Source organism: Verrucomicrobiia bacterium (assembly GCA_036405135.1).
Classification (GTDB): Bacteria; Verrucomicrobiota; Verrucomicrobiia; order Limisphaerales; family JAEYXS01; genus JAEYXS01.
The window spans coordinates 30977-44443 of record DASWYF010000022.1 but is presented as its reverse complement, the minus strand read 5'-3'; the positions used below and the strand labels follow the sequence as shown (position 1 = coordinate 44443).

At 56.9% G+C, this 13467-nt stretch carries 8 protein-coding genes; 2 read left to right on the top strand and 6 right to left on the bottom strand.

All coding sequences use genetic code 11. The annotated features are described in order from the left end of the window. Nucleotides 1-7 precede the first annotated feature (7 nt). The 3 genes from VGH19_10670 to VGH19_10660 all read right to left on the bottom strand — a co-directional run bounded on the left by VGH19_10670 (nt 8) and on the right by VGH19_10660 (nt 4965). Nucleotides 8-1090 carry an FAD:protein FMN transferase gene (locus tag VGH19_10670; protein ID HEY1171824.1) on the bottom strand — a complete coding sequence of 361 codons (1083 nt, stop codon included), beginning with the start codon at nt 1088-1090 and terminating at the stop codon, nt 8-10. A gap of 45 nt (nt 1091-1135) precedes the next feature. Further along, nucleotides 1136-2440: a 4Fe-4S binding protein gene (locus VGH19_10665; GenBank protein ID HEY1171823.1), complete on the bottom strand. Its 1305-nt coding sequence runs from the start codon at nt 2438-2440 to the stop codon at nt 1136-1138. 230 nt (nt 2441-2670) lie between these two features. Beyond that, nucleotides 2671-4965 (bottom strand): FAD-dependent oxidoreductase, encoded by a 2295-nt coding sequence (locus VGH19_10660; protein ID HEY1171822.1) that lies wholly within the window; start codon nt 4963-4965, stop codon nt 2671-2673. A 432-nt stretch (nt 4966-5397) separates the two neighbouring features. Between VGH19_10660 and VGH19_10655 the strand changes: the two genes are divergently transcribed. Beyond that, the gene (locus VGH19_10655; protein HEY1171821.1) at nt 5398-6933 is read left to right on the top strand and encodes an SDR family oxidoreductase; all 1536 of its coding nucleotides are present in this window, start codon (nt 5398-5400) and stop codon (nt 6931-6933) included. A gap of 95 nt (nt 6934-7028) precedes the next feature. Here VGH19_10655 and VGH19_10650 read toward each other — a convergent pair whose 3' ends face one another. Beyond that, nucleotides 7029-8453, bottom strand: coding sequence for a hypothetical protein (locus VGH19_10650; GenBank protein HEY1171820.1), 1425 nt, complete (start codon nt 8451-8453; stop codon nt 7029-7031). Between the two features lie 176 nt (nt 8454-8629). Between VGH19_10650 and VGH19_10645 the strand changes: the two genes are divergently transcribed. Continuing rightward, complete coding sequence (locus VGH19_10645; protein HEY1171819.1) at nt 8630-9934, top strand: Gfo/Idh/MocA family oxidoreductase; 1305 nt, start codon at nt 8630-8632, stop codon at nt 9932-9934. A 127-nt stretch (nt 9935-10061) separates the two neighbouring features. Here the strand turns inward: VGH19_10645 and VGH19_10640 are convergent, their stop codons facing one another. Further along, nucleotides 10062-11045, bottom strand: coding sequence for an SMI1/KNR4 family protein (locus VGH19_10640; protein HEY1171818.1), 984 nt, complete (start codon nt 11043-11045; stop codon nt 10062-10064). 126 nt (nt 11046-11171) lie between these two features. Next, nucleotides 11172-13463, bottom strand: a complete 2292-nt coding sequence (locus VGH19_10635) for a RyR domain-containing protein (GenBank protein ID HEY1171817.1) — start codon at nt 13461-13463, stop codon at nt 11172-11174. Nucleotides 13464-13467: the final 4 nt, after the last annotated feature.

Sequence of the window (13467 nt, the reverse complement as noted above, 5' to 3'; positions counted from 1 at the left end):
TCGTTCCCTAACGTCCCAACAAAATCATCCTAAACCCATTCCCCTCCGCCAACGCCTCCCCCTTCTCCCGTCCCACCACCACCATCGCCGTCGCCCACCCATCCGCCTGCGCGCATGACGTATGGATCACCGTCGCCGATGCCACCTTCGCCTCACTCGGCCAGCCCGTATGCGGATCGATGATGTGATGATACCGCTTCCCATTGATCGTCCGAAAATTCCGATCATCCCCCGAAGTCGCCAGACACTCATCCCGCAACACCACCACGCGCTGAATCTTCTTACCTTCAGTCCCCGGCTCTTCAATCCCCACCGACCAACCCTTCCCCTCCGGTCCTTCACCCCGCGCAACGAACTCTCCTCCCATATCCACCAGATGATTCGTGCTGCCTAATTGCCTCAACCTCTCTCCCACCCGATCCGCCGCAAACCCCATCGCCACCGCACTCACATCCATCGCCACCTCCTCTTTCAACTTCCGTACTGCCGGTGGATTCAACCGCACTTGCAAATTCGTATACCCCACCCGCGCCCTCGCCACCGCGATCGCCTTCACCGTCGGCAATTGACCTAATCTCCGCTCCGGCCCAAATCCCCACACCTGCACCAGCGGAAACACCGTCGGGTCCAGCGCTCCATCCGTCTTCCGCGCGATGTCCAAGCTCACCTCCACCACCCGCGCCAGATTCGTCGAAACCGGAAACCAATTCGTCTCCGCAAAAGCATTGAACCGCGAAATCTCCGAATCATTTCTATACGTGGACATCTGCCCCTCAATCTCCGCCAGCAAACCCTTCGTCTCCTTCTCCACCACCGAGCGCTCCAACGCCCCAATCCACTTCACCGCCCACGTCATCCCCATCGCTGAACCGGTGACGTGATGCACACTCGCAGCCGGAGCGCCGGTCTCCGACCCGGCGAGAGTTGAAACCGTCTGCGCGTGAACCTGACTGAAACCGAACAGCCAACCGAAAGCGACCAACACATAGCAAACCAACAAGCCCACCTTCACGCCGAGTCGGAGACCGGCGCTCCGCCAGTGGAGCGCGGGACTGTGTCCCGCAGGACCTAGCTCATACCAGTAACCCATAAGAATATTTCAACCTCGCATACTGCACATCACAAATACCATTTCTCACATCGGCCCCAATATCCACTGCTGCAGCGCATAATACTTCCAATAAATCACCACCGCCACCACCAGCAACACACCCGCATATGCATCCCGCGCCGTGAACTTATCCTGCAGCCCGCGCGAACGCACGAACTCCAACACCGCCCCCGTGGGACACCCGAACTTGCAATACGCCTGCGGCACAAAAAACGCCGCGATCAATCCACCAAGCGCGATCAACAACGTCGCGATCCCCGCCACGCCTATGATGTAAGCATCAAACGGCTCCACACTCGCCAGATCGATCGGCAATCCCAACATCACAATGGCGATCACCATGAAGAGCAACACCCCCGGCAGATACCGCAATCGCTTTGCCACATCATCCGGCACGGACACGCGCCACTTCTTCGGCGTCAATCGCCCCACCAATTCCTGCGCCGCTCCATGCGGACACAGATGCAGGCAATACACCGGCTTCCGCGTGGCCCACGGCACCACCAGCGCGACTACGCCCAGCAACACGATTCCCGGCGCCATCCGCCACGGCAGACCCGACTTCGCCCACCCCATCAATAACGATTGTGCCACCAGATCCCCACTGATCAACCCCACATACGCAATCACGATCACCTGAAACACCCGCCGCACCCACTTCCGTTTCTCCACATTGGAAAACGTCATCACCAGCGCCGCAATGACAACCACTGCCAATCCAATATCTCCCGTCGAAGCCCGAAACGCCGGTTGTTCACTCGTCTCATTCCCTGACCGCCGAAACCGCAGCGCGATCCCCTCCGCCATCGCCAGACTCGTCATCGAGGAACCCGCCACCCCTTCCATCCGCAACGCCTTCGGTGTCATCTCCCCTACCTCTTCCCATTTCTTTCCGTTCCACACCTTCATGAACTGCCGGTCGATCGCCACATCCTCCACATGCTTCCGCGTGTCCTCACTGCTGCGGATTTTGATACCGAGCACCTTCAAATCTTTGTCCAAGGCTACCAACGTATCCGTCCGCCCCACATAGCCCGTGATATGATCCGCATCCGGCGACGTCCGCACCACATACCCAATCTTCTCTCCCGCTGCATTCAGCACTTCCAATCCACGAAACTCCGAATGATCCGGCCGCAACTCCTTCGCCTCCGGTAAAAACTTTGTGACCTCATCCGCCGTGATCGGCGTATCCCCTTGGATGCGCAACCGGTAATGATGATCCCGCACCACCCACGCGATAAGCAAGATAACCGCCAGACGATAAACCTTCATCGCGATGGGCACCCATCGTGAAGCAGATTTCTGAACTGGCTTTTGCTCGCTCACAAGTATGGCTGTTCTAAACGAACTGTTCTTAACTTACGATGATTTCATTATCACCAGACACAGGTTCCGAATTACCAACGGATAATAAAAGCACCGTAACGCTCCACCACCCTCTACCCTCGGAGGGGAGAGGGCCGGGGTGAGGGGTGCCCGTCTTCTCTCTACCACACAAAAAAACAAAACCGCCTGCCATGAACACACATGACAGGCGGTCTGAATTCCCCACTAAACTATTTCGCCGGCAGCACCTGGATGGCATCCGCATGGACATTCCCATCCACCTTGTCCGTGCCGATCTCCACCACGCCCTTCTTCGAGGCATCGAAAGTGTAGGTGCCAACCGAGACGAACCCGTTCGTCAACGGTGCTTGTAGCTTTTGATTGATACGGACGGTCTGAGAACCAGCCGAGTCCGTCACCGTGACCGGCACATTCGTCGCCCGATTCTCATGCATGCCATAAGCCACGCGCACCTCGTACTTGCCCGTCTGCGGCACGGAGAACTCATAGCGCACCGATGCACCCGCTTCACGGCCATACAGATAATGCTCGCCCACGAATCCCTTCAGGCCCTCACCCGCCGTCCACTTGCCCTTCTTCACCGCCTTGTCGTCATCCACCACGATGCCCGGCAGCTTCTTTGGATCGAGACCTGTCTCGAACACTTGCGGTGCAGGCAGCTCCGTCGTTCCTTCCTTCTTGTAGAACTGAGCGTTCACCGTATCACGACGCATGAAGTGATCCAAGTTCATCAACTCCTTCAATTGTTCCAGATAGGAGTGATACACATCACGCGGCAGGCAGTTCTGCTTGATGCAGATGGAGGCCGCCTTGCCCACCACTTCACCCATCATGCCGCCCGTCTTCATCACGCGCACCGTGCCCAGCGCCTCATGCGTCACACTCACATTGCGACCTGCCATGAACAAGTTCTCGATATTGCGCGAATAGAAGCTGCGGTAAGGCACCGGATAACCGTGATTGCGGTCCACCGCCTTGTCGAACACCGCCTTCGAGATGAACGGATCCTGCGGGAACTTCTTCATATACTGCTCGCGCGGATAATGCAGATCGATGTCCCACGTCGTCGGCACACAACCATCTGGGAACATCTTCTTGCTCGTGATATCTTCGCGCGTGAGGATCACATCGCCCAGCAATTGGCGGGATTCACGCGTGCCGCCCACATACGCCACCCACGTCATCTTCGCGTTCGGATGCTCTTTCGCGCCGTCCTTGTTCTTCATCGCGTTGAAAGCACCGTAGATCGCGCGGAAATTCCAGTCGCGCGTGTATTCCAGATCATGCAGCGGATGCTTGTCGAAGCCCGATTCCCAGAACCACTCCGCATGGCCCTTCTTCGGATACGGGAAATCATCCATCACCAGGTCCAGCGCCCAAGGTGTCTCTGGGAACTTCGTCGGTTCCTTGCCCTCTTCCCAGCGCCACATGTTGCTCATGCCCAGATGGCCTTCCTCCTGGATCGTGCTATCCGCCCCGGCCAATGCGCCCACCATCGCATGACCCGTGCTGTCCACGAAGAGCTTGCCCGCGAACCGCGTCACCTTCGTCGTGCGCGTGTCCAAGCCATGTACCGCCACGATCTTGTTCCCGTTCGTCTCCACCGCGAATACGTGGTTGTTCAGGAACAACGTGATGTTCTTTTCCGCGCGAACGAGTTCCTCTTTCTTCGCATCACCGAATTCTTCAAAGGTACCGGGTGAAGACTTCGCCTTGTCCATGAATTCTTCCACGATGCCGCCCAGCTTCGGATACAAGCCCCGACGCGTGCCACCCATCGCCCACACGCGGATCTCCGAGCTGCCATTGCCGCCCAACACCGGACGATTCTGGATCAGCGCCACTTTGATACCCATGCGCGCTGCCGAAATAGCCGCACCCATGCCACCGTAACCGCCACCGATCACCACCAGATCATACGGACCGGACTCAACTGGATTCGCCGGGAGCCCGAGCAATTCACGACGCCACTTCGGCAACGTCTCCTTGGTCTCCGGCGGATTGTAGGTCGGATCTTTCGTAAAGATGATCGCATCGCAACGTCCTTCAAAGCCGGTCAAATCACGGAGCGACACCTGCACCTCAGGCTTCTTGATCTCGACCGTCCCGCCGTCATGCCAGAACCAGTCCTCACCCTTCGTACCGAAAGTTTCCTTCACCGCTTCGCCATCGATCAGCACCTGAAACTTGCCCGGATTGCCCTGCGCCTTCCAGCGCGCCACCCAATCCTTCGTGCGCACCAGCACGCGATACTTGCCCATGCTCGGAAATTTCACCGTCGTCACTGCATCCTTCACCGGCGTCCCCATGCCATGCGCCAGCAGATAAGGCGAACCCATGATCTCGATGAACTGGGTATCCAGCATCCAGCCGCCCTGCTCTTGGAAGCTCTCCGCCTCCACCAGCACTGTATCCGCCGCCTGGGCCGTCCCGACCGCCGCCAAGGCCACCAGACCGGCGAACAAGCTCTTCAGTTTCAATGTCAGCTTTTTCGTATCGCGCATAAAATTAAGCCGCAGGCAGCGACGACCAAAGCAAATCGCCAACGCCAAAACGGGTTGTGGCCTATTATAGTTCCATTTCCCCCTAAACTGGACAGGAAAATTTTGCCTTTAAGCGTTTAAGCCTTTTGCCCGGTCCGACGAAACCCGCAGCCACGTGCTGCCGGATTCCAGCCGGCAGTTCATGTGTGGCCGACGTAGCACTATAGTGGTAGGGCCCGCTGTCCTCAGCGGGCCGCCGCCGAAGCATCTGCCCTCTCAAAAATCAACAGCGCCTTATGCGCTCATCACCTCCAATCGCTCTCCCACAACCCCTGCTTGACGCCTTCCCGCGTCCAGATACCGTCTCCGACCGTCGAAACGGGTCTTTTTCCGTCTCGATCAAGTTAAACCTAACCGTTTACGCATATTAGTACGCCCGCTGAAAATAGTCCGGTGACCGACGCCAACGCGCTGCCTGAAAAGCTCCGCGCCGTTGCCGATTTGCTCGAAGCCGTTGCCGCCAACCGCGCCCTCCTCGCTGGCATGTCCGCCAAGGACCGCGCCCGCCTCGTGCAAGCCGCCGGTCTCGTCTATTGCCCGGATGTCAAAGAACGCCGCCGCCTCACGAAAGCCAGCCAGCGCCAGCGCAAAGCCGATAAGCGCGATAAAGATCAGGCCGTCCTGCACGAAACCGGCATCCGCGAACTGCGCCGCAAACCCGTTTTCACCACGCCGAACTATCTGCCTCCCGCCAGTGATGAGCAGCAAACCGTGGAAGAGCCTGAATTCCGCGAAGTCGTTGAACCGCAGAACTGCTACATCTGCAAACAGGATTACTCGCAGATCCATCACTTTTACGACCAGCTCTGCCCCAAGTGCGCGGAACTGAACTACCGCAAGCGCAGCGAACTTGCCGACCTCACCGGTCGCGTGGCTTTGCTCACGGGTGGGCGCGTGAAAATCGGTTACCAAGCGGGTATCAAACTCCTTCGTGCCGGTGCGCATCTCATCGTCACCACCCGCTTCCCACGCGATTCCGCCATGCGCTATTCGCAGGAGCCGGATTTCCATTTATGGAAGGACCGCTTGGAAATCTTCGGTCTCGATCTGCGCCACACGCCGTCTGTCGAAGCCTTCTGCCGCCATCTGCTCGCCACGCGTAATCGTTTGGACTTCATCATCAGCAATGCGTGCCAGACCGTGCGTCGTCCGCCAGATTTCTACAGTCACATGATGGCGCAAGAAACCGGTCCCCTGCAGGACATGCCTGCTCAAGCGCAGAATCTGCTGGGCGCTTACGAAGGCCTGCGCGGTTACTCCATGTTACCGGAGGGCGATGCTTCTGCGGCCGTCGCCGAACGTCGCATCTCCGAAGTCGCCGGTCTGACTCACGCCGCCGCTCTTTCGCAAGTCCCCTTGCTCCCAGACGAACTGCACGCACAGAAAGACCTATTTCCCGAAGGACGCTTGGACCAAGACCTGCAACAGATCGATCTACGCGACCGCAATTCCTGGCGTCTCACCCTCGCAGAAGTGCCCTCCGTGGAATTGCTCGAAACGCAATTGGTGAACGCCATCGCACCGTTCATCCTGAACGCGCGCCTAAAACCCTTGATGCTGCGCACGCCCAACCGTGACAAGCACATCGTCAATGTCAGCGCCGTGGAAGGTCAGTTCTACCGCAAGTATAAGACCACGCGCCATCCGCACACGAACATGGCCAAGGCCGCGCTCAATATGATGACGCGCACCTCCGCTGCGGATTACTACGTGGACGGCATCCACATGAACAGCGTGGACACCGGCTGGGTATCCGATGAAGACCCCGCCGCCATCGCCGCCCGCAAGGCGAAGGACCACCGCTTCAATCCCCCGCTGGACATCGTGGACGGCGCCGCCCGCATCGTCGATCCCATCATCGACGGCATCAACACCGGCAAACACATGTACGGCCAGTTCCTGAAAGATTACGTACCGACGGAATGGTAGGGCTGGCTGTCCTCAGCCGGCCGCCGCCGAAGCCAAGCGGATACGATAGCCTATGGATTTTTGACGCCAAGTAGCGTCATTAATTACGTATCCACCTACTTCTCCAACATCCCCGTCCACGCCGCCACCGCGATGGGGATGAGCGCCCAGCCCAGCACCGTGTGGATGCGCCCCCAGAACCGCGCATAACGCGCCTCCGCCTTCGGCATCCACAGCTCCGCATCGTGTAATTTGATCAGAGGCAGGAACATATCCATGCTGTACCAGAACGGGCTGAACGGTCCCGTCTTGATATCCTTCGAGCGCGGCTCCATCCGCTTCGGACGGAACACACTCACTCCATAAGTGACAATGAGGATGCTCCAGAAGAGTGCCCTCAAAGGACTGCGCCCATAACCGACGAACACATCTAGGAACAAGCTCCAGCACCATTCCGTGCCGTGCAGCACTTCCTCCCGTTCACGCTTTTTCTGAGCAAAGAAAAATTCATTCGCCACACCGGGATATCCCTCCCGCTTATAGAACTCCTGCAAGCCAGTATAGATATCGATGCTGTAAGCCGTCCCACGCGCTGAACGATCCAGCAAGTGCATCAGGTTACTCCACGAATCTTTTTCCGAGCCCGCCGAGATGCGTTGATAGGACATGCCATTGAACCAGAGCCATTCCCCCGTCGCATGTTCCGGCCACTTCACTCCGGTCAAGTTCAAGGCATTGAACTTCGCGTCTTTGAAAGAAACGTAACCAGTAAAATCCGCTTTCTCCCAAGTAGCCGAGCCATCCACCTTCGTCGCCTCGAAACTCGCCAATGCCAGATGATTCGTCCAGCGCGCCCCATCGAACCGAAGATTGTCCGTGATATGCCCGTACTGCATCTGCAAGGCACCGGCAAAAACCGTCTTGGAAAAGATGACATTTCCACCCGCCTTCAAGGTGTTGAAATTCACCGGCGCAGACGTGCTGAGGAATGACGCCTCCTCCGCGAACAACACACCCTCCACTTGCAACTGCTCGAAGCTGACCGGCCCGTTGAACACCGACTTCAGCAGCGAAAGATCACGCGCCACCTTGATGCCATTGCCATTCATCGTCGTGGCAAACGTGCAACGCTCCAGCAAGAATCCATCCGCGAAATCTGCCTGCGCGAAGATCACCTCGCCGTTGAATTGGCATTTGATGAGGCGAACGTCATTCTTGATCTGGGCGTTTCGAAGATCGACCGTATCATGGATGATCGCTCCCTCGATCTGCACACCATTGCGATGGATGGAACAATCCTTACGCACACCCGTCAGCAGTTCTTCCAGAAAAACTCCCCGTATCACTCGCCGTTCATCATTCGGAAATGCGGAAGAAAGGTTCGCCACATTCCCGAGGATGACCTGATCCATCACATACTTCTCTGTCGCCGTCGGAGCGCCCGCAGAAGGACGAGCACTCGCCGCATGAAGTTTCGCCATGGGGAAGAGAACCAACCACCCCATCACCACCCACCGCCACCCCAATCCCGCAATTTGCATACATACGGATAACACAGGTTTTCAACTGCTCAAAAACCTGCACTCCGCTTACTATTAGCCACACCCAAACTAACGTATGCGATTGAATCACAATACTTTGAATTGAAATCCAAGCTGCATAGTCGAACCTCACGCTGTTGCTTGACGCATCAGCATCGCTGCTTACGCTCTAAATTATGACGCCTGACAACACATCCTCCCGTCGTGACTTCATCAAGACTGCTGCCGTCACTACTGCCATGGCTTCCTCGCTCTCCTTTCCGAGTGTGATGCGCGGTGCGACTGGCGACAAACTCAAGATCGGCCTCATCGGTTGCGGCGGGCGCGGCAATGGCGCAGCGAATCAGGCTCTGACAGCGGACAGCAACTGTGAACTTCATGCCATGGGCGATGTGTTCGCAGATAAACTTCAAATCGGCCTCCAGTCGCTGAAGAAACTGCAGCCAGAGAAAGTGAATGTGCCTGCTGAGCGCCAGTTCGTCGGCTTGGATGCTTACCAGAAAGTTATCGAGACATGCGACGTGGTCCTGCTCACCACCCCGCCCGGCTTCCGCCCGATGCATCTGAAAGCTGCGATTGAAGCGGGCAAACACGTCTTCGCCGAAAAGCCTGTCGCGACGGATGCCCCCGGCGTCCGTTCCGTGATCGAATCCGCTGCGCTCGCCAAGAAGAAGAACCTCGCCATCGTTTCCGGCTTCGACTGGCGCTACAATTACTCCCGCCGCGAGTTCGTGAAACGCCTGCATGAAGGCGCCATCGGCGACATCCGCTCTATGTATGTCACCTGCATGGTCGGCGCGATCAAGCCCATGCCCGATGCCAGCACGCGCCCCGCAGGCATGACCGATGTGGAATGGCAGTTGCGCAACTGGTATAACTTCGTGTGGACTTGTGGCGATTGCATCGTGGAGAACTGCATCCATAGCGTGGATCGCCTGCTCTGGATGATGAAAGATGAACCGCCCATCAAATGCGTCGCTGTCGGCGGACGCAACGTTCCCAATCCCGGCGGCAATATCTACGATCATTTCGAGGCGAACTATTGGTGGTCCAATGGTGCCCGCGCTTACGCCGTCGCCCGTCATCAGGACCGCACCTATTTCGAAGTGGCCGATGAGATCCTTGGCAGCAAAGGCCGCGCCTTTTCACGCGCTGACAACCGCCAGAAACCCGTCACCGAGATCCACACGGAAGGTTCCGAAGTCTGGAAGTATCCCGGCCCGTGGAATCTCAGCTACCAGACGGAACACGACGAACTCTTCGCCTCCATCCGCGCGGGAAATCCGATCAACAACGGCCATCGCATGGCCATCAGCACCATGGCCGGCATCATGGGCCGCATGGCCGCCTACACCGGCCAGGAAATCACCTGGGAGATGGCGATGAACTCGAAGGAAAAACTCGTCCCCGATAATCTCGACTGGAAACAACCTCTCCCCGCCGCCCCGATGGCCATGCCCGGCTATACGAAATTTAGCTAAGCTATAGCCGCCGAGGTGACGAGGCGGACCTCAAAAAGTAGCAGCCGACGTAAGGAGGCTCTGACTAACTGATTGACGATTAACCTCTTCACGCCTGAACGCTTGACCAGGCATGAGTTCATCCTTGTCACCACTGATAAAACAGCGTCGGAGACCTTTCCAAAGCTTTGATATCTCTTTGGATTTCGCTGTAGTCACCGCCTAGCCGGGAATACTCCACTTTAATTTTTCCCTGCACCTGCGGCATCAGCAAGATCAACTTCGCCAAGGCGCTTTTAGCAGGTCCTCGGCAATTATGATTCCCCGTCAACGCCAGCGTGACGATGTGCTGGATTGCCTCGGCCTCCCGCACTGAAACCAGCATGCTCGCCAGTCGGGCTGGCATCCACAGGTCATCTTCCTTCAAGTAAGGTAACAGCACGGCTCTTTCCGAGGGTGGCACCAACCGTGCGAGCGCATAGATGAGGAATCGCCTTTCCTCTTCCCCTTTGGAACTCGCGAGCATGTTACGGCATTGCTCGTAAACCGCCCGGTCGGTCTCGGTATATTTCTCCGCTTCACTCGGGTAATCCACCGGGAAGGCATGCCAGTTCACCGTATCGATTGACTCATAGTAGCGATAATGCGTGAACGGCTTGACCTTCTCTTTCAGTTCCTCCATCTCGATTTCACCCTCTTCGCAAGCATAGACGAACTGATTTCTCGCCACCGCCTCAGTGAGACATGCTTGGAATGATTCCACTGACCGGAACAGCGGGGATAGATCTCCCGAATAATACCCATCATGATCCAGGAAAAACACCCGTCCTTCAAAGATTCCTGAACAGAAAACGCCAGCATAATTGGAGCTATCATCCGTCCAGAAACAGATCATCCCATGGCGGCGCACCATTTCACCCAGCCCGGTCTGCTGAAAATTCTCATGCGTTTCAGCCGCTTCCTGCAAGGGCATCAGCCGTAAGATATTGAAGGTCCGGGCGTGTTCTGGCTGCACGCCATCACTCAGGCAGTACAGTGCCGCCATAGCTGGCGGTAGTTTGACTTCTGTTTTCTTCTCAAAGGCTGATATCTCGGCAGGACTGGCCGGAGGATTTACTGGCGATGGCGGCACCGGTGTCTCGTCTCCTCCAAAAAATGTTTTTGAACCAAGACATATATTAGCCAGACATATTTATTTCACAGTTCGGAAGCTGAGGCAAAACCCTTCAGCTGCGGTGCGAAATCCACATGTCAGACGCTACGCCGTCCGCCGCACCAGAAACACCGGGATCGCCCCATACTTCTTGGCGAGCTGCTTCGTGCCGACGTAATCGCAAGTGAACGCAGAAACCCCTTCGGACGCAGACAACGCAGCGAATGCCTCCGAAGCGTAGATCTGACCTTCCTCAGCGATCGGTTCAATGCGTGCCGTGCGATTCACATGTGAGCCGTTATACGTCAGCTTGCGCAACACCGGATCATAACATGTGAACACCGGTCCGGCGTTCAGCGCGATGCGGATGTTCAATTCCGGCAGATCGTAATGGCTCCAGTCTGTGCCGCGCACCAGATCGCGCATGTTCAATGCAAAACTTCCCGCGTCTTCCACCCGATCAAACACCGCGCACACCGCATCACCCCAAGTGTTCTGATGGATGGGCGGACGCTCCATGCGCTCCATCAATTCTGCGACCTTGCCGAGGAAGTTGTGCACGAATCCGGGAATCTGAACTTCCGTGAGCTTCGTGTAACCTACGATATCCGTGAAGATCATCGCCTTGATCTCCTGTCCCGTCGCCATCACGTTCTTGCTGGCAGCCGATGCCGGCACAGGCAGAGCTGGATACTTCGTCACTCTGCTTTCATCACCTGTTCCCCCGCTCGGGGTCAGAGGTTCTTTGGGCAGATAATCCGCCAAGGCCACGATTTCCACGTTCGCCTTCTGCTTGTTCTGCCAATAATCTACAAACGTCTGCGTGCCACCACGGCCATCACCCATCTTGCCGTCCCACACCACGATCGGCACCACGTCCATGCCGAGGAACCGGCTCTTCAAGATCGCCAGTCCGCTCAGGGCCTGGTTGCAAAAATCATATGCCGCACCGTCATTCGCATCACCCAGTTCGCTGAGCACAGTCACTGTCGCCGCGTTCTCTATGATCCGGTCGAAGCGTTTGCCCCAGTCCGTGCCCTCCATGATGTCCACGCTCGCCTTCTTGAAGTCCTCCTTCTTGAACGGCAGCACGATGTTCACCTCACCACCGCGATGTAGCAGAGCCTCGGCAAAGATGATGTCACCGCCACAGGCCAAAGACGAGTATCCCACCTGCGCCTTCACCTGCTCCAGACGTTTCACGATGTCAAACCGGACTTGCGGTTCGATAGTATGTGGGAAACGCGGATTCTTCCGACCTGGCCGGTCAAACATGTGCCCGGAGAACACTGCGATACGCGGCAATGAAAAACAATGATCCATCAGGTGCGTATCACCTGCGATGTATTCCGAGAGCAGACGCGCCTGCGAACGTGTGCGACTGAGCACCACGGAACTAACACCGCCCGTGCTGCCACGCTTGTAGTACTGCTCCGCCTGGGTCATATCGCCCAAGATCAGATACGCCTCCGCCAAAGTCGCCTCAAGCCAGTACGCTTCATCCGAATCCGGCCCCAACGCAGCGAGCTTGCTCAAGCACATCTCGACTACTGCGCGGGCGATCTCCTGAGCCGCTTCACGCTCGCCATAGATCAGACCCATCGAGGCCGCATTGATGCCGGTGTAGTAGCCCGTGTTCCGGCGATAACCTTCCAGATAAAGCTCGTAACTGGTCTTGAGATGCTTGCGCTTTTCCTCGGGATCAGCCGCGAGCTGCCAGAAATCTTTGTGTGTGCGGGCGAGGATGCCCAATGTCTCCTCATCCTTGTGACCAGAGAGACGGAGCTGCTCGAGAATCGCATTCGCCCGACGTGTCGCACCCGTGCGTGCCAACGCCAGTGCCTGCAACTGTATCAAACGCAAGTCACCCGGAAACGCCTGCAAACCTTCCTCCGTGATGTCGAAGGCCAAAAATGCTTCACCCAGTTTCAGGGCGTTATCCACCGCGCGCCGGTAAACCTGCACATTCTGAAACCAGACGAGCTGCAAACGCTCTTCCCAAAAGCGACGTAATTCAGCGATCGTCAGCTTCGGATTCTTCATCTTATCGATGACCTCGTTCGCCCGCTGCTTCAGATCATCACTCGCCACCAAAGTTTCACGACCTGCCTTGTCCTTCTTGTAACCCAGCGAGATCAATGTCTTGACGGTCTCAAGCGCCGTCTTGCGATCATACTCCTTCTCGCTCTCCGGAAGCTGCTCGTAGGGAATGAGCGAAGGATGCTCTTTCTTTTCATCGTCCCGGTTAGGACCAAAAACCCAGCCCTCCAGCACACGTTGCTGCGCCCAGACATCGTGCGCATTGGCTGCAAAAAGTTCGGTGAGACGGATGATCTCGTCCGTGAGCTGGACCTTGCTCGTATCGAGCGGCTTAGGAATGTAAGACTCGCCTGCCATGGTA

Bases quoted from the DNA above. Each gene is read 5' to 3' on its own strand.
- VGH19_10670 (HEY1171824.1), bottom strand. From the start codon at position 1,090: ATGGGTTACTGGTATGAGCTAGGTCCTGCGGGACACAGTCCCGCGCTC.
- VGH19_10660 (HEY1171822.1), bottom strand. From the start codon at position 4,965: ATGCGCGATACGAAAAAGCTGACATTGAAACTGAAGAGCTTGTTCGCC.
- VGH19_10650 (HEY1171820.1), bottom strand. From the start codon at position 8,453: ATGCAAATTGCGGGATTGGGGTGGCGGTGGGTGGTGATGGGGTGGTTG.
- VGH19_10645 (HEY1171819.1), top strand. From the start codon at position 8,630: ATGACGCCTGACAACACATCCTCCCGTCGTGACTTCATCAAGACTGCT.
- VGH19_10635 (HEY1171817.1), bottom strand. From the start codon at position 13,463: ATGGCAGGCGAGTCTTACATTCCTAAGCCGCTCGATACGAGCAAGGTC.